The 25,535-nt window shown below is 62.9% G+C and carries 18 protein-coding genes; 13 read left to right on the top strand and 5 right to left on the bottom strand.

The features are described from left to right. Positions 1–79: 79 nt before the first annotated feature. Positions 80–2,593 (bottom strand): toll/interleukin-1 receptor domain-containing protein, encoded by a 2,514-nt coding sequence (locus LZ005_RS06905; RefSeq protein ID WP_237806027.1) that lies wholly within the window; start codon positions 2,591–2,593, stop codon positions 80–82. 230 nt (positions 2,594–2,823) lie between these two features. Here LZ005_RS06905 and smc point away from each other — a divergent pair, with 230 nt between their 5' ends. The 8 genes from smc to LZ005_RS06945 all read left to right on the top strand — a co-directional run bounded on the left by smc (position 2,824) and on the right by LZ005_RS06945 (position 15,967). Beyond that, on the top strand, positions 2,824–6,339 hold the full coding sequence (smc, locus tag LZ005_RS06910; RefSeq protein ID WP_237806028.1) for a chromosome segregation protein SMC: 3,516 nt from the start codon (positions 2,824–2,826) through the stop codon (positions 6,337–6,339). A 72-nt stretch (positions 6,340–6,411) separates the two neighbouring features. Then, on the top strand, positions 6,412–7,449 hold the full coding sequence (locus LZ005_RS06915; RefSeq protein WP_237806031.1) for a cell division protein ZipA C-terminal FtsZ-binding domain-containing protein: 1,038 nt from the start codon (positions 6,412–6,414) through the stop codon (positions 7,447–7,449). A gap of 30 nt (positions 7,450–7,479) precedes the next feature. Continuing rightward, a complete protein-coding gene (gene ligA, locus LZ005_RS06920) occupies positions 7,480–9,810 on the top strand; it encodes an NAD-dependent DNA ligase LigA (protein WP_237806033.1) in 2,331 nt (776 codons plus the stop codon). Then, entirely contained in the window at positions 9,810–10,691 is an 882-nt protein-coding gene (galU, locus tag LZ005_RS06925) for a UTP--glucose-1-phosphate uridylyltransferase GalU (protein WP_237806034.1), read from the top strand. Before ligA ends, galU begins: the two co-directional genes overlap by 1 nt. Further along, positions 10,688–11,221 (top strand): peptide deformylase, encoded by a 534-nt coding sequence (def, locus tag LZ005_RS06930; protein ID WP_237806035.1) that lies wholly within the window; start codon positions 10,688–10,690, stop codon positions 11,219–11,221. The genes galU and def overlap by 4 nt, the downstream gene beginning before the upstream one ends. Positions 11,222–11,270: 49 nt before the next feature. After that, a complete protein-coding gene (locus LZ005_RS06935) occupies positions 11,271–13,016 on the top strand; it encodes a cation:proton antiporter (RefSeq protein WP_237806037.1) in 1,746 nt (581 codons plus the stop codon). Beyond that, complete coding sequence (locus LZ005_RS06940) at positions 13,013–13,915, top strand: ion channel (protein ID WP_237806039.1); 903 nt, start codon at positions 13,013–13,015, stop codon at positions 13,913–13,915. The genes LZ005_RS06935 and LZ005_RS06940 overlap by 4 nt, the downstream gene beginning before the upstream one ends. 72 nt (positions 13,916–13,987) lie before the next feature. Further along, a complete protein-coding gene (locus tag LZ005_RS06945) occupies positions 13,988–15,967 on the top strand; it encodes an OPT family oligopeptide transporter (protein WP_237806040.1) in 1,980 nt (659 codons plus the stop codon). 11 nt (positions 15,968–15,978) lie between these two features. On the opposite strand, the gene LZ005_RS06950 is transcribed toward LZ005_RS06945, so the two are convergent. Continuing rightward, a complete protein-coding gene (locus LZ005_RS06950) occupies positions 15,979–17,409 on the bottom strand; it encodes a PLP-dependent aminotransferase family protein (RefSeq protein ID WP_237806042.1) in 1,431 nt (476 codons plus the stop codon). Positions 17,410–17,493: 84 nt separating this feature from the next. Here LZ005_RS06950 and LZ005_RS06955 point away from each other — a divergent pair, with 84 nt between their 5' ends. Further along, positions 17,494–17,925, top strand: coding sequence for a cupin domain-containing protein (locus LZ005_RS06955; RefSeq protein ID WP_237806044.1), 432 nt, complete (start codon positions 17,494–17,496; stop codon positions 17,923–17,925). 76 nt (positions 17,926–18,001) lie between these two features. On the opposite strand, the gene LZ005_RS06960 is transcribed toward LZ005_RS06955, so the two are convergent. The 3 genes from LZ005_RS06960 to map are packed head-to-tail and all read right to left on the bottom strand — an operon-like array spanning position 18,002 to position 22,151. Then, positions 18,002–18,748, bottom strand: a complete 747-nt coding sequence (locus tag LZ005_RS06960) for a pseudouridine synthase (RefSeq protein WP_237806047.1) — start codon at positions 18,746–18,748, stop codon at positions 18,002–18,004. Continuing rightward, positions 18,745–21,327: a [protein-PII] uridylyltransferase gene (locus LZ005_RS06965; RefSeq protein WP_237806049.1), complete on the bottom strand. Its 2,583-nt coding sequence runs from the start codon at positions 21,325–21,327 to the stop codon at positions 18,745–18,747. Before LZ005_RS06965 ends, LZ005_RS06960 begins: the two co-directional genes overlap by 4 nt. Before the next feature lie 2 nt (positions 21,328–21,329). Then, complete coding sequence (gene map, locus LZ005_RS06970; RefSeq protein WP_237806051.1) at positions 21,330–22,151, bottom strand: type I methionyl aminopeptidase; 822 nt, start codon at positions 22,149–22,151, stop codon at positions 21,330–21,332. Positions 22,152–22,370: 219 nt separating this feature from the next. On the opposite strand from map, the gene rpsB reads away from it, so the two are divergent. From rpsB to frr, 4 genes are all read left to right on the top strand, one after another. Further along, positions 22,371–23,120: a 30S ribosomal protein S2 gene (gene rpsB / locus LZ005_RS06975; protein WP_237806053.1), complete on the top strand. Its 750-nt coding sequence runs from the start codon at positions 22,371–22,373 to the stop codon at positions 23,118–23,120. A gap of 103 nt (positions 23,121–23,223) precedes the next feature. Then, a complete protein-coding gene (gene tsf / locus LZ005_RS06980; protein WP_237806055.1) occupies positions 23,224–24,138 on the top strand; it encodes a translation elongation factor Ts in 915 nt (304 codons plus the stop codon). Between the two features lie 86 nt (positions 24,139–24,224). After that, the gene (pyrH, locus tag LZ005_RS06985) at positions 24,225–24,941 is read left to right on the top strand and encodes a UMP kinase (protein ID WP_237806056.1); all 717 of its coding nucleotides are present in this window, start codon (positions 24,225–24,227) and stop codon (positions 24,939–24,941) included. Between the two features lie 32 nt (positions 24,942–24,973). Next, complete coding sequence (gene frr / locus LZ005_RS06990) at positions 24,974–25,534, top strand: ribosome recycling factor (RefSeq protein WP_237806058.1); 561 nt, start codon at positions 24,974–24,976, stop codon at positions 25,532–25,534. The last annotated feature ends 1 nt before the right edge of the window (position 25,535 follow it).

The raw sequence follows: 25,535 nt of genomic DNA on the forward strand, positions 1-25,535 counted from the left end.
GCGGGCCGCTCCAGATGCCAAGTTGTATCGTGATGGCACCGAGTGGCCCGGCATCTGAGATTAAAGGCAAGGACCGTCGCTATTTGCTCCGTGCGGAAATATGAGATTCATGAAAGCGAATTTCTCCCTCGAGAGTTTGAGCGCAGCCCTCAGTGAATTGCTGACGGTATTTGTTCAACAGGGTACGTGCGTCCTGGATACGCCGGTGGGCAGCCAGGTGTCGAATCTCGACGCGAGCGACTTCAATTTGAGCGGGTTTGTTACTTGATTCTCGAATGGATTTCGAAATTTCTCCGAGCAGCTCTGTATATTGAACGTCCTTGCCCTTGTTGGAGAGAATGTCGAGCAGGAGAATCCGCGCTTGAATTGGGAGATTATTCCTGCCGGTGAAGATTCTTTGGAGTTCAGCCATGTCCCCGTGTTCTATCACCTTCCACATTCCTGCTTTCGATCCATGAAAGCGCGTACCCTCACGGATATCTGCCGAACGCAAGTTATGTAAGCAAGCTTCGATCTGATCAGCCAGGTCGCTTCCTTTTTCACGGCGGTATCGTTCCAAAAGGACAAGCGCTTGCACATCAAGTACGTAGGGACTGACCCCGGCTGCTTTCACCGCTCGTTCGATCGCACGGCTGGCGAGGTCGTAATTTCCTTCGAAGGCATAAAGATAGCCGAGCTCGCGATAGACGTGGTGGTCTGCGAGCTTGAGATCTTCAATCTTCTTGAAGCGTTCAAGGGCCTTTCGGAAGTCCCCCCGCAACCGTGCGTAAAAGCCTTCTGCAAAATTGAAGTGGGCATCGCGCCTGGGACCGGCAGGTATCTTGGGATATTCCGCTGTGAAGTAGGAAAATTCTTGTTGGTTGTCTGTACGTGCCGCGCAAAGCCCGATGAGTCGCCAGGCTTCGAGTATGCCGTTAGGGCTCATTTTTGAGCTTTGCCCATAGGCCTCGTGTGCAAGTTTCGATGCCGGGCCATATCTTTGTTGATCATAGAGCCTTCGTGCGGCTTTTAGCTGCTGAGCGGGCATCACGAGATTGGTGAGGTAGCCAGATACCGGTACGCCTGTCGTGAAATGGGAAACGATTCGGGCGTCCAAGATTTCTAAAGGCACGAAGTCAGTTGAAGCAATTCCATCGGTAGATGCGAACAGAACTTTCCGGAGCGGGGCCAAGCGCTCAAACAGAGGAGCGCTGATAATTTGTGCGTAGCGCTGAATGTAGGGGGCAAGTTGATAATAACCATCTCGATAGATCAAGAAGCCCGCCTCCACGAGTACGTTGACTTCCTCCTCGAACATGGGTTCGATCTTGCTAAGTTCGACTACTTCTCCGAATGAAATGATGTGGGCTTCAGCAAATAGTCCGACGGCTATTTCGGCTTGGGGACGGCCTTTCAGGAAGTCGCGGAGCATGCTCTCGACTTCGGCGTTAATCATAATGATCAGCGAATTGTGCGTGCGGGTTGGTTGAAAGCGCGGGTTCATTCGCAGATATCTCACGACGCTCGCAATCAATCCCGGGTGCCCGACCACACTCCCTTCAATCGAATCTCTTGCCCTCTTGTCGGGGAATTCGATGGATGCTTCTTTCAAAAGAAGTTTAAAAAGATATTTACTGTCGGACTCGTCAAGCGGGTCTATCGCAAGAGCAATGCCTTTTTCAAACTGAACCTGGGTAGCGCGACTCGACAGCACGATGAGATATGGGTAGTCGGCTGATGGCAGCTTCTGGAGCAATCTGTGTACCCAAGGGACGATGTCCCCGTTGACCTCGAATCCATGTCGACCGAGGTCGAAAATCAAGGTCTGCTTAAATTTGACAGTGACCTCGTTGATCAATACAGCAATTGCTTCAACCTTGGCATTTTCTGAAAGAGCAGTGAACTCCCGCAAGCGGTCCACCAAATCAAAGGCACGCCAATTCGCGCTAAAGCCGAGCAGTCGTCGGTAAACCAGAGTCATCTCGGTATACTCATCGAGCTCAATCAACAGTCGATTGCGTTGCACTTGTTTGAAAAGTGTCTTGTAAACCTCCCAGATGATGGTGCGACGTCCAATCCCTTGCGGGCCGGACAAGAAATAGAACGTCGGGCTCGGCTCGTAAGAGAGCGTCATTTCGATCAACCGACGGACCGTAATGTCCCTGCCATGGCAGGCGTGTTCCTCAATCTGGCGGTCAGATAATTCGTCTTTGATGCGCAGGGCGACCAGCTCTGGAGAAGGGGGGCAAGAAACAATGTACCGGTGTAGCCATTCTGGGAGGGTGGTCCACGGTGTTTCGTCGAGTTGAAATACAAGAAACTTGGTGATTTTCCACTTGGACTTAAACTCAGCCGCGAGGTCGACTTCGTTCTTCACCCACCCGGATTGAATGGCGTGTTTAGACAGAAACAGCGCATAGACGGTTGCGTCGTCGAATCCCTCTCTGATTTGGCTCACCACATCGCAGTTGCGACGAAACGTTTCCGCATCGTAAATTGCACGGGCAGAGCCGAGCTTCGCGTAAACTTCTGACACGAAGTCTTTATCGAAAGAATTGTGTGATAAGAACGCTTTTTCCACGTTGTACTCGGATTTCTGATCGGTGAACTGCATAGATATGTGACTCGGTTGATGGCTCGGATGCGACTTTTGGTAAGTTTTTCAAAGAAATTTCCAAAAGTCAATGTTGCTTAAATACCTCTCAATCAATACAAGTCACGATCATCGCGCTAAAACGAAATTGTCCTACCCAAGTTCAAGAAATAGCGGGAAACCCTCATTGGGCAACTGGTTGGTAGAGCATGGTATGATTTTCCCCTTTCACTGGCTGAAAAAGGGAAAACGTGCGTTTATCGTCCATTAAATTGTCGGGATTCAAATCCTTTGTGGATCCCACCAATTTCCAGGTGCCGGGCCAGCTCGTTGGCGTGGTCGGCCCCAATGGCTGCGGTAAATCGAACATCATCGACGCTGTGCGCTGGGTGCTGGGCGAGTCGAAAGCCTCGGAGCTGCGCGGCGAGTCGATGCAGGACGTGATCTTTAACGGCTCCACCCACCGCAAGCCGGCCGGGCGCGCCTCGGTCGAACTGGTGTTCGACAACAGCGCCGGCAAGGCCGCCGGCCAGTGGAGCCAGTACGCCGAGATCGCCGTGCGCCGCGTGCTCACGCGCGACGGTACCTCGACCTATTTCATCAATGGCCAGCCGGTGCGCCGGCGCGATATCCAGGACATCTTCCTCGGCACCGGCCTCGGCCCACGCGCCTATGCCATCATCGGCCAGGGCATGATTGCCCGCATCATCGAATCGCGCCCCGAGGAACTGCGTGTGTTTCTGGAAGAGGCGGCGGGTGTCTCGAAGTACAAGGAACGCCGGCGCGAGACGGAAAACCGCCTGCAGGACACGCGCGAGAACCTGACCCGCGTGGAAGATATTCTGCGCGAACTGAATATCAACCTGGAAAAACTGGAAGCCCAGGCCGAAGTCGCGAACCGCTACCACGCGCTGCAGGCCGATCAGGAAGAAAAGCAGAAGCTGCTGTGGCTGCTGCGGAAGACTGAAGCCGAGGCTGAGCAGAAGAAATTCTTCCGCGAGATGGAGGCCGCCCAGACCGAGCTGGAAGCCCAGACGGCCAAACTGCGCAATGTCGAGCTCGATCTGGAACGCATGCGCCAGGCGCATTTCCAGGTCGGCGACCGCCTGCACCAGGCTCAGGGCCATCTGTACCAGACCAACTCCGAGATCGGCAGCCTGGAAGCGCAGATCAAATTCGTCATCGAGTCGCGCACGCGCTTGCAGAATCAGCTGGCCGCGCTGCAGGCCCAGCGTCAGCAATGGATGACGCAAAAGGATGAGACCGCCGCCCAGATAGAGGAGGGCGAGTTCACGCTGGAAGAAATGGCGGCCCGCGTCGAGCAGGCCCAGATGGCGGCCGAAGAGCAGGGCGCGCGTCTGCCGGCGATGGACACGGCCTGGCGCGAGGCCCAGGTCAAGATTACCGAGTCGCGCACGCGCATCATGCAGGCGCAGCAGCAGCTGGAGCTGGAATCGGCCCAGCAGCGCAATGCCTCGACCAATCTGCAGAACCTGTGGGGCCGGCGCGAGCGCCTGCAGCAGGAAAAGCTGGGCCTGAGCCTGCCGGACAGCAGTCTGCTGTCGAACCTGAAGTGGCAGCTGGAGGAAAAGCAGCAGCAGCTCGAAGAAGCCCGCATGACGCTGGAGGAGACGGAAATCCAGCACGGCCAGGCCGAGGAAGAGCGCCAGTCCGCCCAGACTCAGGTCAATCAGGAAACGGCCGCCATTGCCCAGCTGGAAGCGCGCCTCAATGCCCTCAAGCAGCTGCAGGAGCGGGTCCAGACCCAGGGCAAGGTGCAACCCTGGCTGGAAAAACACGAACTGGCCCAGCTGCCGCGCCTGTGGCAAAAGCTGCAGATCGAAAGCGGCTGGGAGGCGGCACTGGAGTCCGTGCTGCGTGAGCGCATGGGTGCGCTCGAAATGTCGAACATCGAATGGGCCAAAGCCTTTTTCAATGATGCGCCGCCGGCTCGCCTGGCCCTGTACGCGCCCGCCGTGGCGCAGGCCGCTGCGCCCGAGGCTGGCCCGTTCAAGCCCTTCATCAGCCTGCTTAAAATAAATGAGCCGGGCCTGCGCGGCCTGCTGCACGATTGGCTGCACAATGTCTTCATCGCCGACGACACGGCCAGCGCCTTTGCCGACCGCGCGCGCCTGCCGCTGGGCGCCTGCTTCATCACGCGCCAGGGCCATCTGATCACCCAGTCCTCGGTACGTTTCTACGCCTCGGACTCGGAGCAGGATGGCATGCTCGGCCGCCAGCAGGAGATCGAGAACATCGGCAAGCAGCTGCGCGCCGCGCAATTGCTAGCCGACGAAGTGCGTGCCCGCTCGGTGCGCGCCGAAGCCCAGGCCAGCCATCTGGCCCGCACCCTGCAGGAGACGCGCCAGCGCATCCAGAGTCTGACCCAGGCCGTGCACGGCCTGCAGCTGGAAGTAGTCAAGCAGTCCGAAGTGGAGGCGCGCTTCAACCAGCGCAGCGGCCAGATCGAGGCCGACCTCGCCGAGATCGCCGCGCAGGAAGAAGAGCAGCGCATGATCAAGGCCGAGTCCGAAGCGCGCTTCGAGCAGCTCGACATGGATCTGGCCAATCTGCAGGGCGACCACGAAGACAATCAGCTCGCCTTCGAGCAGAAGGAGCAGGGCCTGAACGAGGCGCGCGAACGTCTGCGCGAACTCGAGCGCGCGGCCCAGGAAGCGGCCTTTGCCGAAAAGACCCAGCGCAGCAAGCTGGAGGAATTGCGGCGCAACCTGGCCACGGCCAGCCAGCAGGCCGAGCAGATCAGCGAATCAATTGCCGCGGGCCAGCTGGAACTGGAAGCCCTGGAAGCCGGATCCGCCAATGAAGGCCTGCAGGAGCTGCTGGACCGCCGCAGCAACCAGGAGCGCGCGCTGGCCGACGCCCGCCACGAGCTCGACCAGATCACCCAACAGCTGCGCCATGCCGAGGAAGCGCGCATGGCGGCTGAGCGCAGCCTGCAGCCGCAGCGCGACAAGATCACGGAGATGCAGCTGAAGGAGCAGGCCGCCCGCCTGAACCAGGAGCAGTTCGCCGAGGCCCTGCGTGCCACCGGCGCCGACGAGGCCGCGCTGGCCGAGAAGCTGCAGCCCGAGATGAAGGCCCAGTACCTGCAGGGCGAAGTCACGCGCCTGACCAATGCCATCAGCGCGCTCGGCGCGGTCAACCTGGCGGCGCTGGACGAGCTGGCCCAGGCCAAGGAGCGCAAGGGCTTCCTCGACGCCCAGTTTGCCGACCTGACCGAGGCCATTACCACGCTCGAAGACGCGATCACCAAGATCGACAAGGAAACGCGCGACCTGCTGCAAGGCACCTTCGATCAGGTCAACCAGCACTTCTCGGAGCTGTTCCCGATCCTGTTCGGCGGTGGCCAGGCCAAGCTGATCATGACCGGCGACGAGATACTGGACTCTGGCGTGCAGGTCATGGCCCAGCCGCCCGGCAAGAAGAACGCCACCATCCACCTGCTGTCGGGCGGCGAGAAGGCGCTGACGGCGACGGCCCTGGTGTTCTCGATGTTCCGCCTGAACCCGGCGCCTTTCTGTCTGCTGGACGAGGTCGACGCGCCGCTCGACGACGCCAATACCGAGCGTTTCTGCCGCATGGTGAAACGCATGAGCGACCAGACCCAGTTCCTGTTCATCTCGCACAATAAGATTGCGATGGAAATGGCCAACCAGCTGATCGGCGTGACCATGCAGGAACAGGGCGTTTCGCGCATTGTGGCGGTCGACATGGAAGCCGCCGCCGCGCTGGCCGACGCCGCCTGACCCCGAGCACATAGCCGCCGTCGTGCGATATTGGTATGATGACGGCCATGTGACGTTCTATAAGTGTGCCGCATGACCGATTTTCAAATGAGCTTGATCGCTGCCAGCGGGGTATTCGTGCTGGCGGTGCTGGTGTACAACAAGTGGCAGGAGTACCGGGCCAAGAAAACGGTGGAGCGTGCCTTCGGCGCCGACCATGACGACGTCTTGATGCGTACCGAGGGCGAGCGGGTCGAGCCCAGCTTCGATGGCGAGGCCGAGGCCGAGGAGCCGGCGCCAGCCGGTCTGCCGCCCGAGAGCAGCCCGGCCGAGATCGCCGAGAACCTGGTCGATCCGCTGATCGACTGTCTGATTCCGCTGAAGCTCGAGGCCCCGCTGCGCGGCGACAAGGCCCTGCCCATCCTGCGCAAGCTGCGCCACGTCGGTAACAAGCCGATCCACTATGTTGGCCTGGCCGTCAGCGGCGATTGGGAACCGATCGTCCACGGCGGTGTCTACACTGAATTGCAGGCCGGCGTGCAGCTGGCCAGCCGCACCACAGCCCTGAACGAGCTCGAATATTCCGAGTTGGTTACGCGCATCCGTTCGCTCGGCGACGAAATCAGCGCCGAGCCGCAGGTGCCGGACATGATCGAAGTCATGGGCGAGGCGCGCAATCTGCACCGCTTTGTGGCCGGCCACGATGCCCAGCTTGGCATCAATCTGGTCAGCCTGGGTGCGCCCTGGGCCATCAATACGCTCGTCGGCGCCCTCGAGAAGCAGGGCTTCGATGTCCGTCCGGACGGCCGCTTTGCCAAGCCCGACGGCGATGGCGGCACCCTGTTCACCTTGTCGACCAATGAAACCATGGCTGCCGACACCACCTCGCGCCTGACCCTGCTGCTGGACGTGCCCTGCGTGGCTCCGGCCCGCGATGGTTTTGGTCAGATGATTGCCTGCGCCAAGGAACTGGCCGAGCGTCTGGATGGCGCCATTGTGGACGACAGCAATCAGCCGCTGGCCGATGCCGCCCTCGAGGAAATCGCGGGTCAGGTTCAGGCCTTTTATCAAGAAATGGAACAAGCCGATATTCCGGCCGGCTCGGCCCGCGCATTGCGCCTGTTCAGCTAAGAGGTGGCTGTGGCCGATGATCTGGCACGCATGCGGTGGTTGACCGAAGAGCTCAACCGCCACATCTACAACTACCATGTGCTCGACGCGCCGACCATTCCGGACGCCGAATACGACAAGCTGTTCAAGGAATTGCAGGATCTGGAGGCGCGCCACCCGGCCGCCGCCTCGCTCGATTCGCCCACCCTGCGCGTGGGCGCCACCCCGATCGCCGAATTCCAGCAGGTGACGCACAGCGTCCCGATGCTGTCGTTGAACAATGCGTTTTCGGACGAGGACATCGACAATTTCGACCGCCGCGTGCGCGAAGGTCTTGACCGGCTCGAGGTCGAGTATGCGGCTGAACTCAAATTCGACGGACTGGCCATCAACCTGCGCTATGAAGACGGGGTGTTCGTCCAGGCCGCCACGCGCGGCGACGGCACTACCGGCGAGGATGTGACGGCGAATATCCGTACGATCCGCGCCATTCCGCTGAAATTGCACGGCAGCGAAGTGCCGGCCGTGCTCGAAGTGCGCGGCGAAGTGCTGATGTTCAAGGAAGACTTCGCGCGCCTGAACCAGCGCCAACGCGATGCCGGTCAGAAGGAATTCGCCAATCCGCGTAATGCCGCGGCCGGCAGCCTGCGCCAGCTCGATTCGCGCGTCACGGCCCAGCGCAGCCTGCGCTTTTTCGCTTACGGTATTGGCGCGCTCGACGGGCGCGAGCTGCCGCCCTCGCATGCGGCCCTGCTCGACTGGTACGAGAAGCTGGGCCTGCCCGTCTCGCGCGAACGGCGCGTGGTGCGCGGCGCCGCTGGCATGCTCGATTATTTCCGCGATATCGGCCAGCGCCGCCCCAGTCTTGCGTATGACATCGATGGCGTCGTCTACAAGGTCAACAGCCTGGCCGATCAGCGCGCGCTGGGCTTCGTATCGCGCGCACCGCGCTTTGCCATCGCCCACAAGTTCCCGGCCGAAGAGGCGCTGACGGTGGTGCAGGATATCGAAGTCCAGGTCGGCCGCACGGGCGCCATCACGCCGGTGGCGCGGCTGGTGCCGGTGTTCGTCGGCGGCGTGACGGTGACCAATGCCACGCTGCACAACGAAGACGAAGTGCGGCGCAAGGATATCCGCGTGGGCGACACAGTGATCGTGCGCCGCGCCGGGGACGTGATTCCCGAAGTCGTGTCGCATGTGCCGGAACGCCGGCCCGAGGGCACGCTTGCCTGGCAGCTGCCGCCCCAGTGCCCGGTGTGCGGCTCGCATGTCGTGCGCGAGGAGGGTGAGGCGATTGCCCGTTGTTCGGGTGGCCTGATCTGTTCCGCCCAGCGCAAGGAGGCCATTGCCCACTTCGCCGGCCGGCGCATGATGGACATCGACGGCCTGGGCGACCGCTATATCGACAATCTGGTCGAATTCGGCATCGTGCACAGCGTGGCCGACCTGTATGCGCTCGACCTCGACAAGCTGCTAGACATGAAACGCCGCGCCGATGAGCGCGACGGCAGCACGCCGGACACCGTGGCCCAAGGCAAGGTCGCGACCAAGTGGGCCGAGAATCTGCTGAGCGCCATTGCCGCCAGCAAGCAGCCGCCGCTCGAACGCCTGTTGTTTGCGCTCGGCATTCGCCATGTGGGCGAATCGACGGCCAAGACCCTGGCTGACTGGCTCGGCTCGCTGGACCTTGTGCGCCGTGCGCCGGTGGCGGTGTTGCGTGTGCTGCCCGATATCGGCGGCGTGGTGGCCGAGTCGATTGCTGACTTTTTTGCCGAGGAGCGCAACCAGCAGGCCATCGACGCGCTGCTGGCCGCCGGAGTGGCGCCCAGCGGCGAACATGCGCCATCACCCAAGCTGCGCGAGAAGCTCGACACCGTGCCGCTGCTGGCTGCGCTGAATATTCCGAAGCTGACCGAGCCGCGCGCCCGCCAGTTGGCAGAGGAAGGCGTCAGCCTGGAAGTGCTTGGCCACTTGAAAGTGTTTAACGTATTTGGTCTGCCGGCCGCTGTCGCCGAGTCGCTAGAGCAATGGATGCAGGATGCGGCACACCGCGCGCAGGTGCAGGCGCTGGAGGCCATGCGTCTTGAGCTGCTGAGCAAGATTCCGGAAGGCGCAGCCGTGCCCGAGGGCGGCCTGAGCGGCAAGACCTTCGTCCTGACCGGGACTTTGCCGAGCCTGAGCCGCGATGAGGCGGGCGCCCTGATCGAGGCGGCTGGCGGCAAGGTGTCGAGTTCCGTGTCGAAGAAGACCCATTACGTCGTTGCAGGAACTGAAGCGGGGAGCAAGCTGACTAAAGCTCAGGAGCTGGGCATCACCATCCTCGACGAGGGTGGTCTGAAGGCCCTGCTGGCTTCCTTGTCCCCCTCGTCTGGAGATGCTTGATGACTAAGATTCGCAAGGCCGTGTTCCCCGTCGCCGGGCTCGGCAGCCGTTTTCTGCCCGCGACTAAAGCCCAGCCCAAGGAGATGCTGCCGATCGTGGATAAACCACTGATCCAGTACGCGGTGGAAGAAGCCGTGGCCGCGGGCATCAATGAAATGATCTTCATCACGGGCCGCAACAAGCGCGCCATCGAAGACCATTTCGACAAGGCTTACGAGCTGGAGTCCGAGCTCGAAGCGGCGCGCAAGGACGAACTGCTGGAGCTTGTGCGCAATGTGATTCCCAAGCACATCAGCTGCATGTACATCCGCCAGTCCGAACCGTTGGGCCTCGGCCATGCGGTGTTGTGCGCCCGCCCCATCGTCGGTGATGAGCCGTTTGCTGTGTTGCTGGCCGACGACTTCATGGATACCGAAGCCGGCCAGCGCCCTGTGCTGGCGCAGATGACCGAAGTCTACGATTACGAGCAATGCAGCGTGCTGGCCGTGCAGGATGTGCCGCGCGAAAACACCAAGCAATATGGCATCGTCAGCGCCGTCGAATACCGGCCGCAGCTCGAACTGGTCAACGGCATCGTCGAGAAGCCGCATCCAGACCTGGCGCCATCGACGCTGGCCGTGGTGGGCCGCTACATTCTCAGCGGCGCCATCTTCGAACATCTGGAAAAGTTGGGCAAAGGGGCGGGCGGCGAGATTCAGCTGACCGACGGCATCGCCTCGCTGATGGGCAAGGAGCGCGTGCTCGCCTATCGTTACGAGGGACAGCGCTACGACTGCGGCTCCAAGCTCGGCTATCTGCAGGCGATGACGGCTGTCGGCCTCAAACACCCCGAAACCGCGGACGGCTTCCGCGCTTACCTTGATGCCTTGTGCAAACGATGACTGTCCGCCAAATTCTTCGCATGGGTGACCCGCGCCTGCTGCAGGTGTCGCAGCCGATCGCCCGTTTCGATGTGCCCGAGCTGCACGCCCTGATCGCTGACATGTTCGAGACGATGGAGGCGGCCAGTGGCGCCGGTCTGGCCGCGCCGCAGATCGGCGTGCCGCTGCGTCTGGTGATCTTCGGGTTCAAGCAGAACGGCCGCTATCCGGGAGCGCCCGAAGTCCCCGAGACTGTGCTCATCAATCCGATCCTGACGCCGCTGTCGGACGAGATGGAAGAGGGCTTCGAAGGCTGCCTGTCGGTGCCCGGCCTGCGCGGCAGCGTGCCGCGCTACACGCGCCTGCGCTATGAGGGCGTGGATCAATACGGCCAGCCGATCCGGCGCGACGTCGAGGGCTTTCATGCGCGGGTGGTGCAACACGAGGTCGATCACCTCGACGGGGTTCTCTATCCAGCGCGCATCAAGGACTTCACTAAGTTTGGCTTTACCGAGGAACTTTTTCCCGGCCAGACCATCGCCGACGACTGAGTCAGCAGGGTAGAATGCGGCATTCGCAGCCCTTTTCTACCGAATCCACGTGGAAGAACATCAGGCCATCCCCTATCTCGGCGAAATTCTCCTGTTCCTGGCCCTGGCCGGCATGCTGGTGCCGCTGCTGCAGCGGCTGCGTTTCAATCCAGTGCTGGGCTTCCTCGTCGCTGGCGTGGTGTTCGGTCCGCATGGCCTGGGTAGCTGGGCCGGCGATTGGCCCGTGCTGCAGTGGCTGAGCTTCTCCAATCCCGACGAAGCCGATGTGCTGGCCGAGCTCGGCATCCTCTTCCTGATGTTCATGATTGGCCTCGAACTCTCCGCCGAGCGCTTGTGGTCGCTGCGGCGCTGGGTATTCGGCGGCGGCACGGCCCAGGTGCTGCTGGGCGCGGCCGGTATCGGCGCCTGTGCCTATGCTTTCGGCAATGCGCCGGCCGGCGCGCTCGTGCTCGGGCTCGTGCTTAGTCTGTCCTCGACAGCCATGGTTATGCCGCTGATGGAAGAGGCGCGCCTGCTGGCCACGCCGATGGGTCAGGCCGTGTTCTCGGTGCTGATGCTGCAGGACCTGGCCGTGGTGCCGATCATGATCCTGATCGGCGTGCTCAGCGGCGGCGTCGGCGATGGGCTCGGCAGCCTGGTGCTCTGGACCCTGCTTAAATCGGTCGGCGCGATCGTGCTGATCTATCTGCTCGGCCGCCGTCTGATCCGCCCGACCTTCGCCTATTTCGTGCGCCAGCGCCAGCCCGATGTGTTCATGGCGCTGACGTTGCTGAGTACGCTCGGCATTGCCGCCCTGACGGCCAAGGCTGGCCTGTCGCCGGCGCTCGGCGCTTTGTTGGCCGGTCTGCTGCTGGCTGAGACGGAATTCCGGCACGAGGTGGAGATCACCATCGAGCCCTTCAAGGGCCTGCTGATGGGCCTGTTCTTCATGTCGGTGGGCATGGAGATTGACCTGCGCGCCGTGCTGGCGGCGCCGCTGCTGCTGCCGCTTTCCGTGCTTGGTCTTTTCCTGATCAAGACCCTGGCGCTGGGCAGCGTGCTGAAGCTCGGCGGCCTGTCCTGGGGACGCGCCCTGCACGGCGGCCTGCTGATGGGGCAGGGCGGGGAATTCGCCTTCGTCGTTGTGGCCGAGGCCGTCACGCGCCATCTGCTGCCCGAGCCGACTGGCAAGTTCATGCTGCTGGTGGTCGGCCTCAGCCTGCTGGTGTCGCCACTGATGGCACGCCTGGGCATGAAACTCGGCGCCAGGCTCGATGCGGGCCAACAGGCGCCGGCCGACATGCCCTCGGTGGCCGATGCGGCCGGCTGCGTGATCATCGCCGGCTTCGGCCGCGTCGGCCAGATGCTGGCCCAGCTGCTCGAACGCCAGGGCATCGCCTATATTGCGTTTGAGAGCAACCCGCAGCTGGTGGCGACGGCGCGCGCGGCCGGCCGGCCCGTGTATTTTGGCGACGCCGGCCGTGCGGCCTTGCTGCACAAGGCCCATGTCGACGGCGCCCGCGCCATCGTGCTCACCATGGACCACCCGGGCGCGGCCCTGAACGCCGTGCGCGGCATCCGGGCCAGCTATCCGCATCTGCCCGTGTTCGCCCGCTGCCGCGACGAACGCCATGCGCGCCTGCTGCACGAAGCCGGTGCGACTCTGGTGGTGCCGGAAACCCTGGAGTCCAGCCTGCAGCTGTCGGCCCATGTGCTGCGCATGCTGGGCGTACCCGATAGCAGCACGGAACACATGATCGACCTGGAACGCGAGCGCCATCTCGACCGACTGCACGGCGCCATGGAGGCACGATGAGCAAAGCGCCCTACGGCCACCGGCATGGCCATTTCCGCTTCGGTAATTCCCAGATCAAGCGCGTCGGCGGCAAGACCTGGGACTGGAACGACGTCTACCACTGGATGCTGGCCATGTCCTGGCCGCGCTTCTTTTTCGTGGTGCTGCTGCTGTATGTGAGCACCAATCTGGTGTTCGCCACCTTGTTCTGGTTGCAGCCCGGCAGTGTGGCCAATGCCCGGGCCGGCGTCTTCCTCGACCACTTCTTCTTTTCCGTCGAAACCCTGGCGACGGTCGGCTACGGCTTCATGAATCCGGCCACCTTGTACGGCCACATCGTCGCCACCTGCGAAATTCTGCTTGGGATGGCCGAAGTGGCCGTGGTGGCGGGCCTGATGTTCTCGCGTTTCGCCCGGCCGACCACGCGCATCATGTTTTCGCGCGTGGCCGTCGTGTGCAAGTTCAATGGCGTGCCGACCCTGATGGTGCGCACCGGGAACGAGCGCAATAATCTGATTCTCGAAGCCGAGGTGAAAGCCTCGATCGTGAAGCGCGAAACCACGGTCGAGGGTCAGGAGTACACGCGCGTCTACGACCTGAAGCTCGAGCGCGACCGCACCAGCGTCTTCGCCCTCAGCTGGACGGTGATGCACCAGATCGACGCAAACAGCCCCTTGTACGGCAAGGACATCGATGATCTGTTCAGGGAAGGCGTGACCCTGATGGTGTCGATTTCCGGCATCGACGACACCTTCAACGATTTCGTCCATGCCCGCCACACTTACACGCCGGAAGAGATCATGTGGGGCTACCGCTTCGTCGACATTCTGTCCGAACGCGATGGCGATGTACGCCTGATTAATTTCGACAAATTCCACGACGTCATCATCGACGTTGCGCCCCGTAGCCACGAGCATTAAAGGTTTGACGCTGGCGGGGCGCTTGCACTACCATCCTCGCCAGTTTTGCTTTCCTGTTAAGGAGCTGTCTGGATGTCCTCCACGCCACACCAACCTGTTGAAATTACCGTGCGCGGCGTCGTGCTCGGCGTCCTGATTACCCTCGTGTTCACCGCCGCCCAGGTGTATCTGGGCCTGAAAGTCGGCCTCACCTTCGCCACCTCGATCCCGGCCGCCGTGATTTCGATGGCCTTGCTGAGCGCCTTCCGCGACGCGACGATCCAGGAAAACAATATCGTCCAGACCATCGCCTCCTCGGCCGGCACCTTGTCGTCAGTGATCTTTGTGCTGCCCGGCCTGCTGATGATCGGCTGGTGGGTGCAGGTGCCGTTCTGGCCGACCTTTGGCGCCTGCGCCATTGGCGGCGTGCTCGGCGTGATGTACACGATGCCACTGCGGCGCGCGCTGGTCACCCAGTCCGACTTGCCCTATCCGGAGGGCGTGGCCGCCGCCGAAGTGCTGAAGGTCGGCACTGCCACACGCGCCGGCGCGCAGGAAGGCAAGGCCGGGCTGTGGGCCGTCATCTGGGGCGCGCTGGCCTCGGCAGGCTATGCCGCTGCCGGTGCCGCCAAGCTGATCGCGGCCGAAATGGCCACCTATGTGAAGATCGGCGCGGGCGCCACCGGCATGGGCGTGATTTCCTCGCTGGCCCTGCTGGGCGCCGGCCACCTGATGGGCATCACCGTGGGCGTGGCCATGCTGGCCGGCCTGCTGATCGCCTGGGTCTGGCTGGTGCCGATGCTGTCGAATCTGCATCCGGACGCCGCCCTGGCCGCGGCCGATCTGGCCAACAGCATCTGGAGCAAACAGGTGCGCATGATCGGCGCCGGCGTGATCGGCGCAGCGGCGATCGTGACGCTGGCGACGCTCGGCAAGCCCGTGATCGCCGGTCTGAAGTCCGCCATGAACGCTGCGCGCCACGCGCGTGAGAGCGGCGCCGAGCTCGCCCGTTCTGAGCAAGACCTGCCGATCTTCGTGGTCGGCCTCGTCACCCTGTTGTCGATGGTGCCGGCCGGCTGGCTGCTGGCCGCCTTCCTCAGCGATGGGGTGCTGGCCAGCGCCACGCCCGCGCTCGTACTGATCGGCGTTGGCTACATCCTGTTTGCCGGGATGATGGCCGCCGCCGTGTGCGGCTACATGGCCGGCCTGATCGGCGCCTCGAATTCGCCGGTGTCCGGCATCGCCATCCTGACAATTCTCGGTGCGGCCGCCAGCGTGGGCGCAGTCGGTCACGGCATGATCGGGCCGGACGTGAGCAAGGCCCTGGTCGCCTTTGCGCTGTTCGTCACCACCGTCGTGATGGCAGTGGCCGTGATCGGCAACGACAACCTGCAGGATCTGAAGACCGGCCAACTGGTCGACGCCACGCCGTGGAAGCAGCAGGTGGCGCTGGTGATTGGCGTGTTTGCCGGCGCGATGGTGATTCCGCCCGTGCTCGAGCTGCTCAACCACGCCAACGGTTTCGCCGGTGCCCCGAATCTGAATGCCATTTCGAAGGAGCCGCTGGCCGCGCCCCAGGCCGCGCTGATCTCCACCCTGGCGACCGGCGTCATCGGCGGCAAGCTGCCCTGGGATCTGGTCGGCTACGGCGCCTTGCTGGGTCTGGTGCTGGTGGTCATCGACGCCAGCCTCAAGAAATTCAGCGGCGGCAAGTATTCGCTGCCACCGCTCGGGGTTGGTCTCGCCATCTACCTGCCGTCGGGCGTGACTTCGCCGGTAGTGGTGGGCGCCGTGACCGGCTACCTGTTCGAGCGCGCCGTGAAAGGCAAGCGTTTCGGCGAAGCGGCCGTGCGCCTGTCGGTGCTGGTGATGTCGGGCTTGATCGTCGGTGAGAGCCTGTTCAACGTCGCCCTGGCGGGCCTGATCGTCGTGAGCGGCAAGGGCGAGCCCTTGGCCATCGACACCGGCCTGGGCGAAGCGACGGCGATGTGGGTCGCCCTGGCCGTTGGCGCCGCACTCGTGACCAGCCTATACCGCTGGTGCAAGACCTCCGCCAACAAAATTGACGCCTGAACAAATCGGGGTCAGACCCCATTTGTTTCGAGGGCAAGACGTAGCTGGCTGAGCTGGCGGCGCATGCTGGCGACGTCGATCACACCGTAGCCAAACGCGAGGCCGGGCGCGACGCTGCCAATCGCATTCGCCGCATGGGGCTCGACGCCCGGTGTGTGCTGCAGGGCGGCGGCGGTCACCGCGGCGGCGCTGGCCGGGTCGCGCAGCAGGGTGGCCAGGTGCAGGCCGGCTTCGGAAGGCAGGATCGTGAAGACCTCGTCGAAGTCGCGCGCAAGAATCTCCAGCAGCACACTGCGCCGCTTGGCGTACACGGCCTGCATGCGGCGTACGTGGCGCGCCATGTGGCCGGCGCGGATGAAGTCCGCCAGCACCAGTTGGCTGTGCAGTTCGGTGTGGCCGTCGTCACTGCGCTTGACCGCGCGGAGGGCGTTCTGTGCCCACGGCGGTGCGATGATGTAGCCGAGCCGCAGCGAGGGGAACAGCGTCTTGGAAAAGGTGCCGACGTAGAACACCTGGCCGCTGCGGTCCAGGGTCTGCAGGGCGTCGAGCGGACGCTTGCCGAAGCGGAATTCACCATCGTAATCGTCTTCAATGACCACGGCGCCATGCTGGCGCGCCCAATCGAGCAGCGCATGGCGGCGCGCCATTGACAGCACCACACCCATCGGCGACTGGTGCGAGGGCGTGACGCAGATGATCCTGGCCTGCGCTGGCAGGTGCTCAATCTGCATGCCATGTGCGTCGACCGGTACCGGCCGCAGGCGCGCACCCGCCGCCAGCAGCGCCTGGCGCAAAGGGCCGTAGCCCGGATCTTCGACCGCCACCTCGGTTTCGCCCGGTTTGACCAGCATTCGCGCGAGCAGGGTAAAGGCCTGCTGCGCGCCGCAGCTGACCAGCACATCGGAAGGGCGGCAGGCAACGCCGCGCGTCTGCGCCGCATGCTGGGCGATGGCCTCGCGCAGGCTGGCGATCCCTTCAACAGGGGGATAGCTGAAGCCGGTCTTCTCCCAATGGCGTTGGGCGCGCGCGCTCAGGCGGCGCCAGACGTCATGGGGAAAATAGCGTTGCTCGGGCATGCCGAGGCGGAAGCTGCCGTTGCCGGGCGTCGCGGCCTGCACCGTTTGCTGCTGCCAGATGGGCTGGATCAGACGCGCGGCGAGCGGTGCCGCCGTCGTAGGCGCGGCCATCTGCGGCGGTCCCGAGACAATCGGCCGGGCCTTGGTGCGCGCCTGCAGATAGCCCTCCGCCAGCAGCAGATCGTAGGCGGCCACCACGGTGTTGCGCGACAGCCCGAGGCTACTTGCGGCCTGACGGCTGGCGGGCAGGGCGCTGCCATGCGGCAGGCGGCCGTCGAGAATCGCGCGCCGCAAGGCATCGCGCAGTGCCAGTTGGCGGCTGCCGGCCGGGTCCAGCACGATCTCGAAAGGGAAAACTGGCGCCATCATCTTCTCCGTAACTGGCGCTCGCAGGGTGCCAGAACGGGGCTAGAGTAACAGTTCTGCATCTACTTGTCTGGAGACACTTGCATGAGCGACCGCGCCATCGACCACTTCCTGCCCGCCTGCCTGAGCCGTTCTGCCGACCTGGACTGGGTCCCATCGCGCCGCCCCGGCACGTCCTCCAAGCTGCTGCATGTGATGGACGGCGATGCTGGTTTTGTCGAGCTGCTGCGGCTGGAGCCGGGCACCCGCATGCCGCTGCATCGCCACACTGGGGCCGTGCATGCCTACAACCTCAGCGGCTATCGCGAGCTATGCACGGGCGAGCGCATTGGCCCGGGCGACTATGTCTACGAACCGCCCGGCAATACGGATTGGTGGCGCGCAGTCGGCGATGAAGCGATGGTGGCCCTGGTGATCGTGTTCGGCAGTGTCGAATTTCTCGGTCCCGGCGGCGAAGTCCTGCGCACCGTCAGCGCGGCCGACATGCGCGCCGAGAGCGCCCCTCAGGCCCTTTAACTTGCCCGCCAAACAAATGGGGTCTGACCCCATTTTTTCCGGGCAGATAAATGGGGTCTGACCTCGATTTTGTTGGTCAGAATTGTTCGTCGGGGCGCAGGTAGCGCCATTGGCCGGTCGGCAGCTCGCCCAGCTTGACGCGGCCGATGCGCACGCGCTTGAGTCCCAGCACGCGCAGACCGACCATCTCGCACATGCGGCGGATCTGGCGCTTCTTGCCTTCCTTGAGGATGAATCGCAGCTGGTCTTCGTTCTGCCAGCTGACCTTGGCCGGCAATAGCGGTTTGCCGTCCATCCAGAGGCCGTGGCAGAGCTTGCGCAAGTCGGCTTCGGGCAGGCGCCCGGGTTTGCTGTACTGCACGCGCACCAGGTACTCTTTTTCAATCTCGGTGTCCTGGCCAATCAGCTTCTTGGCGATGCGCCCATCCTGGGTCAGCACCAGCATGCCGACCGAGTCGATGTCGAGCCGGCCGGCCGGCACCAGGCTCTTGAGCTGGGTCGGATGGAAGCGCTCGTCAGACGGGTCCTCGGGCCATTGGTTCTCGGGACGCACAAGCACAACGGCGGGCTTGTAGCCGTCCTCGGCCTGGCCGCTCACGTAGCCGACCGGCTTGTTGATGATGATGGTCACGCGCTTGGCCTGCTCGGCCTGGGCCTGGCGTTCGACCGTGATTTTCTGGTGCGGCAGGACTTTGCTGCCCAGCTCGCTGATGACTTGGCCATCGACCCGGACCCAGCCGCGCGCGATCCATTCATCGGCTTCGCGGCGCGAGCACAGGCCCAGTTCGCTCATGCGTTTCGACAGGCGGACGGGTTCACTCATACTTTCAGGACTTCGATCAGTTCGGTTTCAAACTGCAATTGGGTGCGGGGATTGTTCAGGGCGCTGCCGTCGACCAGGAACACGTCTTCGACGCGCTCGCCCAGGGTCATGACCTTGGCGGTGTGCAGGTTGATGCGGTAGCGGTTGAGTACATTGGCAACTGCGTACAGCAGGCCGGTGCGGTCGTTGGCGACGATCGACAGCAGGTAGTACTGGCCACGTTCGTCGGGGCGCAGATCGACCGTCGGCGTGATCGGGAAGGTGCGCGACAGGCGCGACAGGCGTCCGCGCGTCGGCGGCGTCAGCGGCGCCTGCGACTGCAGCACGGCACTCAGCTCATGTTCGATCAGGCTGATGATGTCGCGGTAATTCTTCGAAAAACTGGCCTCGGTCACGAGAAAGCTGTCGAGGCCGTAGCCGTGCCGCGTCGTGTGGATCTTGGCGTCGAGAATGCTGAAGTTCTTGCGGTCGAAATAGCTGCAGATGCGCGCGAACAGATCGGGCTGGTCGGGCGTGTAGACGGCTACCTGCAGGCCTTCGCCAATCGGTGCGAGCCGGCATTTGACCAGCGGCGTCGGGGTGTCGACCTGCTGGTAGAAGCAGCGCGCGTGCCAGGCGATGTCGGCGGCGTCGTGGCGCAGGAAGTAGGCGACGTCGAGCTGCTTCCACAGCGCTTCGTGGGCGTGCGCATCGAGGCCGAACAGGCGCAGCGTGGCGATCGCCTCGGCCTGGCGGTTCTTCAGCTCGCGGTCGGCCGACGGCTGCTCGCCGCCGAGCACGCGCAGAGTCATCCGGTACAGGTCTTCCAGCAGCTTGGCCTTCCAGGCGTTCCAGACCTTGGGGCTGGTGCCGCGGATATCGGCCACCGTCAGCAGGTACAGGGCCGTCAGGTGGCGCTCGTCGCGCACGGTGCGGGCGAAGGCGGCGATCACGTCGGGGTCGGACAGGTCCTGCTTCTGGGCCACGGTGGACATGGTCAGGTGCTGCTCGACCAGGAAGGTGACGAGGGCGCTGTCCTCGGTGCTCAGGCCGTGGTCGCGGCAGAACTCGGCCGCATCGACGGCGCCGAGCTTGGAGTGGTCGCCGCCGCGGCCTTTGCCGATGTCATGGAACAGGGCGGCCAGATAGAGCAGCCAGGGCTGGGCGAAATTGGCCATCAGCTGGCTGCAGAACGGGTACTCGTGCGCGTGCTCGCTCATCGTGAAGCGCCGCACGTTGCGCACCACCATCATGATGTGCTGGTCGACGGTGTATACATGAAACAAATCGTGTTGCATCTGTCCGACGATGCGCCGGAAGGCCGGGATGTAGCGGCCCAGAATCGACAGATTATTCATGCGCCGCAGCGCGTGCAGGATGCCTTGCGGCGCCTGCATGATCTGCAGGAACAGCTGCTTGTTGACGGGGTCCTCGCGGAAATCCACATCCATGTGGAAGCGCGCATGCCAGAGCGCGCGCATGGTGCGGGCCGTCATCTCCTTGATATCGGGCCGCTGGGTCATCAGCAGGAAGACTTCGAGCAGGGCCGACGGGTATTTCTCGAACACGTCTTCGCTGGCCATGTCGATGAAGCCGTTGATCTCGTTGAAACGGGCATTGATCGGCTTGGGCACGGCCGGCTGCGGGAACAGCCAGGCTTCGATGTTCTGCAGCAGGATGGTGTTGAGCTGATAGACGGTCTTGGCGGCCCAGTAGTAGCGCTGCATCAGGTATTCGCTGGCGCGCCGCATGTTCGGGCCGCTGCCGGTCGCGCTCAGGCCGAGGGTTTCGGCAATCGGCGTCTGGATGTCGAACAGCAGCCGGTCCTCGCGCCGGTTGGCCTGCAGGTGCAGGCGGATGCGGATGTCCTTGAAGGCGCGCTCTTTTTCCATCAGCTGGCGCGCCTCGGTGCGCGTGATCAGGCCGCGCGTGGCGAGGCTGGCCCAGCTGTTGCCGAGGCCGGCCGCCTTGGCCACCCATAGGATCACTTGCAGGTCGCGCAGGCCGCCCGGGCTTTCCTTGCAGTTCGGCTCGAGAGAAAACGGCGTGTCCTCGTACTTGACGTGGCGCTGGCGCATTTCCGAGGTCTTGGCGTGGAAGAAGGCCTGCGGGTTCAGGGCCGCGTGGTAGCGCTCCTGCAGCTGGGCGAACAGGGGCAGGCTGCCGGTGATCAGGCGCGCTTCCAGCAAGCTGGTCTGGACGGTGATGTCGGCCGCCGATTCGCTCAGGCATTCGTCCACCGTGCGGATGCTGTGGCCGACGTCCAGTCCCAGATCCCACAGCAGCTGGACGAAATCTTCGAGCTTGCCGGTGGTGGCCGCGTCGGGCGCTTGGCCGAGCAGTACGAGGACATCGACATCGGAAAACGGGAACAGTTCGCCGCGCCCGTAGCCGCCCACGGCCACCAGGGCCGCATTGGCGGGCAGGCCGGCCTGCTGCCAGGCCGAGGTGAGCGCCATGTCGACGCTCTGGCGCAGCCCGCGCAGCAGTTTCTCCGGCTTGCCGTCCTCGCGGAACAGGGCGAACAGATGCTGGCGGTCGGCCTTGAGCTGTTGCTTGAGCTGATCGCGCAGTGCGGGCTTGGGCGCGGGCAGCGTCATGCTCAGGCCGCCGCTTGGCTACCCGTGATGAAGGCCGGCGGCGGCGGCGAGCCGGCCGACAGGGTCAGCACTTCGTAGCCGGTCTCGGTGACCAGCACCGTGTGCTCCCATTGGGCGGACAGGCTGCGGTCCTTGGTTTTGATGGTCCAGCCGTCGTTCATTTCGCGGATCTCGCGGCGGCCGGCATTGATCATCGGCTCGATTGTGAAGATCATGCCGGGCTTGAGCACTTCGCCCGTGTTCGGCTGGCCGTAGTGCAGAATCTGCGGTTCCTCGTGGAAGACTTTGCCGATGCCGTGGCCGCAGAACTCGCGCACGACCGAGAAGCCGTGCTTGTGCGCGTGCTGCTGGATGGCCCAGCCGATATCGCCCAGGCGCTTGCCCGGCTTGACCTGGGCGATGCCCAGCCACATGCATTCGTAGGTGATGTCGGACAGGCGCTTGGCCAGCAGCGAAGGCTCGCCGATCAGGAACATGCGGCTGTTGTCGCCGTGGTAGCCATCCTTGATGACGGTAATGTCAAGATTGACGATGTCGCCATTTTTGAGCACCTTGTCGCCCGGGATGCCGTGGCAGATGACGTCGTTGACCGAGGTGCAGATGGCCTTGGGGTAGGGCGTGTAGCCAGGCGGGCAGTAGTTGAGCGGGGCGGGAATCGTGCCTTGCACCTTTTCCATGTATTCGTGGCACAGGCGGTCGAGCTCGCCGGTGGTCACGCCGGCCTTGACGAAGGGGGTGATGTAGTCCAGCACCTCGGAACCGAGGCGGCCGGCCAGGCGCATGCCTTCGATGTCGGCGGGGGTTTTGATGGAGATATCAGACATGGGGGCTCGCTGGTAGCAAATCGTTCAATAGACGGATTATAGCCGACCCAGAGGGCGTACGTGGGGCATTCCTTGCCAAAGACCGGTGGTCCATAGTAGAATCTCGGGTTGCTTGGATAGCTATCCCTGCAATGCTACTTTTTGTAAATCGCGAATCCGGTCGCATAGGGTGCCTGAATGGTGACTGACCGGATTCCAGACCCAACCCTGGAGAACAGTATGTCCGTCACGATGCGTGAAATGCTCGAAGCCGGTGTCCACTTTGGCCACCAAACCCGTTTCTGGAACCCGAAGATGGGTCCGTACATCTTTGGTCATCGCAACAAGATCCACATCATCAACCTGGAAAAAACCATGGCGATGTATCAGGATGCGATGAAAGCCATCAAGCAAGTTGCTGCTCAGCGCGGCACCATCCTGATGGTCGGCACCAAGCGTCAAGCGCGCGACATCATTGCCGCTGAAGCGCAGCGCGCCGGCGTGCCCTTCGTGGACCAGCGTTGGCTGGGCGGCATGCTGACCAACTTCAAGACCATCAAGACCTCGCTCAAGCGTCTGAAAGACATGGAAGCCGCCGTGGAAGACGGTTCGGTCTCCAAGCTGTCGAAAAAAGAAGCCCTGATGTTCACCCGTGAACTGGCCAAGCTGCAGAAATCGATCGGCGGCATCAAGGACATGGGCGGCATCCCCGACGCCATCTTCGTGGTGGACGTGGGCTACCACAAAGGCGCCGTGACCGAAGCTGGCAAACTGGGCATCCCCGTGATCGGTGTGGTCGATACCAACCACTCGCCGGAAGGTGTGCAGTACGTCATCCCGGGTAACGATGACTCGTCGAAAGCCATCACCCTGTACGCCCGCGGCGTGGCTGACGCCATCCTGGAAGGCCGTGCCAACGCCGCCAAGGAAATCGTCGAAGCCGTCAAAGCATCGGGCGACGACTTCGTGGAAGTGTCCGAGAACGCCTAATGCAGACTGGCGGGCTGCGGCCCGCCCTGCGCGAAAAGGGGTAGCAGTCGCTGTCCCTTTTTTTTAAGCCGAATACGCGAATTAACGATTTAGGAGAATACAGATGGCAGCTATTACTGCAGCAATGGTGGGCGAACTGCGCGCCAAGACCGACGCCCCGATGATGGAGTGCAAAAAAGCCCTGACCGAAGCCGACGGCGACATGGCCAAGGCCGAAGAGATCCTGCGTGTCAAGCTGGGCGGCAAGGCTGCCAAGGCTTCGGCCCGCGTGACCGCGGAAGGTGTGGTCGCCGCCGCCATCAATGGCAGCGTCGGCGCCCTGGTTGAAGTCAACTCGGAAACCGACTTCGTGGCCAAGAACGACGACTTCCTGGCCATGGCCAGCCTGGCCGCCAAGCTGGTCGCCGAGCACAACCCGGCCGACCTGGCCGCCCTCGGCGCTCTGCCGGCCGGCAATGGTCAGACCCTGGAAGAAGTGCGCGCCGCCCTGGTCGGCAAGATCGGTGAGAACATGTCCTTCCGCCGCTTCAAGCGCTTCGAAACCACCGGCAAGCTGGCTTCCTACCTGCACGGCACCAAGATCGGCGTGATCGTCGAATTCGACGGCGCCGACGAGCAAGTCGGTAAAGACGTCGCCATGCACGTGGCCGCCATGAAACCGGTGTCGCTGTCGGCTGAACAAGTGCCGGCCGACCTGATCGAAAAAGAGCGCTCGGTCGCCGCCGCCAAAGCCAAGGAAGACGCCGACAAGGCCGTCGCCGAAGGCAAGCAGCCGCAATCGGCCGAGATCGTCGCCAAACGTATCGACGGCGCCGTCGCCAAGTACCTGAAAGAAGTCTCGCTGCTGAACCAGGCTTTCGTGAAGAACGACAAGCAGACCATCGAGCAGATGCTCAAAGCCAACAACGCCGCGGTGAAATCCTTCACCCTGTACGTGGTGGGCGAGGGCATCGAGAAGAAAGTCGACGACTTTGCTGCTGAAGTGGCCGCGCAAATGGCCGCTTCGAAGCAAGCGTAAAGAAAGCGGGCCGCAAGGCCCGTTTTTTTAAGGGCGGGGCCTCCCGCCCGGTTTCACCCTTCATCCAGCCAACCAGGAGCCCATCCATGACCAAGCCTGCCTACAAACGTGTACTTCTGAAACTGTCCGGCGAAGCGCTGATGGGTGAGGATGCTTACGGCATCAACCGCGGCACGATCGAGCGCATGGTCAAGGACGTGGCCGAGGTGGCGCAGCTGGGCGTGGAAGTGGCCGTGGTCATCGGCGGCGGCAACATCTTCCGCGGTGTGGCCCCGGGCGCCCAGGGCATGGACCGCGCCACCGCCGACTACATGGGCATGCTGGCCACCGTGATGAACGCCCTCGCGCTGGCCGACGCCATGCGCCATGTGGGCGTGACGGCACGCGTGATGTCGGCCATTGCCATCGAGCAGGTGGTCGAGCCCTATGTGCGTCCCAAGGCCCTGCAGTACCTGGAAGAGGGCAAGGTCGTCATCTTCGCCGCCGGCACCGGCAATCCCTTCTTCACGACCGATACCGCAGCCGCGCTGCGCGGCTCGGAAATGAGCGCCGAAATCGTGCTCAAGGCCACCAAGGTCGACGGTGTGTATACTGCCGATCCGAAGAAGGACCCGAACGCCACCCGCTATGAGAAGATCAGCTTCGATGAAGCCATCGCCAAGCATCTGCAGGTGATGGACGCGACCGCCTTCGCGCTGTGCCGCGATCAGAAACTGCCGATCAAGGTGTTCTCCATCGTCAAACCGGGCGCCCTCAAGCGGGTCGTCATGGGCGAAGATGAAGGTACACTGGTGCACGTTTAACCCAAGAGAATTCCCAGACACAGGAGCAAGCCATGTCTCTCGCTGACGTGAAAAAGAATGCTGAGCAAAAGATGCTCAAGTCGATCGAGACCCTGAAAACCAACCTGGCCAAGGTGCGTACCGGCCGTGCCCACGTGGGCATCCTCGACCATGTGACGGTCGACTATTACGGCACCCCGACCCCGCTGTCGGGCGTGGCCAACCTGACCCTGCTGGACGCCCGCACGATCGGCGTGCAGCCGTGGGAAAAGAAAATGCTGGCCCCGATTGAGAAAGCCATCCGCGAGTCGGACCTGGGCCTGAACCCGGCCACCGTCGGCGAACTGATCCGCGTGCCGACCCCGCCGCTGACCGAAGAACGCCGCAAGGAAATGGTCAAGCTGGTCAAGAGCGAAGGCGAGGACGCCAAGGTGGCGATCCGCAATATCCGCCGCGACGCCAATGAACAGGCCAAGAAGATGGTGAAGGACAAGGCCTGCTCGGAAGACGACGAGCGCCGTTCGAACGATGACATCCAGAAGCTGACCGACAAGTTTGTCGCCGAAATCGACAAAGTCATCGCCGAAAAAGAAAAGGATGTGCTGACCGTCTGAG

This window comes from Massilia sp. TS11 (assembly GCF_022012445.1).
In the GTDB taxonomy this organism is placed as follows: Bacteria; Pseudomonadota; Gammaproteobacteria; order Burkholderiales; family Burkholderiaceae_D; genus Telluria.

What these genes read in the sequence shown, in the direction of transcription:
- def (WP_237806035.1), top strand. Translation starts at nt 10,688, where the DNA reads ATGACTGTCCGCCAAATTCTTCGCATGGGTGACCCGCGCCTGCTGCAG.
- frr (WP_237806058.1), top strand. Translation starts at nt 24,974, where the DNA reads ATGTCTCTCGCTGACGTGAAAAAGAATGCTGAGCAAAAGATGCTCAAG.
- LZ005_RS06955 (WP_237806044.1), top strand. Translation starts at nt 17,494, where the DNA reads ATGAGCGACCGCGCCATCGACCACTTCCTGCCCGCCTGCCTGAGCCGT.
- tsf (WP_237806055.1), top strand. Translation starts at nt 23,224, where the DNA reads ATGGCAGCTATTACTGCAGCAATGGTGGGCGAACTGCGCGCCAAGACC.
- LZ005_RS06965 (WP_237806049.1), bottom strand. Translation starts at nt 21,327, where the DNA reads ATGACGCTGCCCGCGCCCAAGCCCGCACTGCGCGATCAGCTCAAGCAA.
- map (WP_237806051.1), bottom strand. Translation starts at nt 22,151, where the DNA reads ATGTCTGATATCTCCATCAAAACCCCCGCCGACATCGAAGGCATGCGC.
- LZ005_RS06960 (WP_237806047.1), bottom strand. Translation starts at nt 18,748, where the DNA reads ATGAGTGAACCCGTCCGCCTGTCGAAACGCATGAGCGAACTGGGCCTG.
- pyrH (WP_237806056.1), top strand. Translation starts at nt 24,225, where the DNA reads ATGACCAAGCCTGCCTACAAACGTGTACTTCTGAAACTGTCCGGCGAA.
- LZ005_RS06950 (WP_237806042.1), bottom strand. Translation starts at nt 17,409, where the DNA reads ATGGCGCCAGTTTTCCCTTTCGAGATCGTGCTGGACCCGGCCGGCAGC.
- LZ005_RS06945 (WP_237806040.1), top strand. Translation starts at nt 13,988, where the DNA reads ATGTCCTCCACGCCACACCAACCTGTTGAAATTACCGTGCGCGGCGTC.
- LZ005_RS06905 (WP_237806027.1), bottom strand. Translation starts at nt 2,593, where the DNA reads ATGCAGTTCACCGATCAGAAATCCGAGTACAACGTGGAAAAAGCGTTC.
- LZ005_RS06940 (WP_237806039.1), top strand. Translation starts at nt 13,013, where the DNA reads ATGAGCAAAGCGCCCTACGGCCACCGGCATGGCCATTTCCGCTTCGGT.
- LZ005_RS06915 (WP_237806031.1), top strand. Translation starts at nt 6,412, where the DNA reads ATGACCGATTTTCAAATGAGCTTGATCGCTGCCAGCGGGGTATTCGTG.
- galU (WP_237806034.1), top strand. Translation starts at nt 9,810, where the DNA reads ATGACTAAGATTCGCAAGGCCGTGTTCCCCGTCGCCGGGCTCGGCAGC.
- ligA (WP_237806033.1), top strand. Translation starts at nt 7,480, where the DNA reads ATGCGGTGGTTGACCGAAGAGCTCAACCGCCACATCTACAACTACCAT.
- rpsB (WP_237806053.1), top strand. Translation starts at nt 22,371, where the DNA reads ATGTCCGTCACGATGCGTGAAATGCTCGAAGCCGGTGTCCACTTTGGC.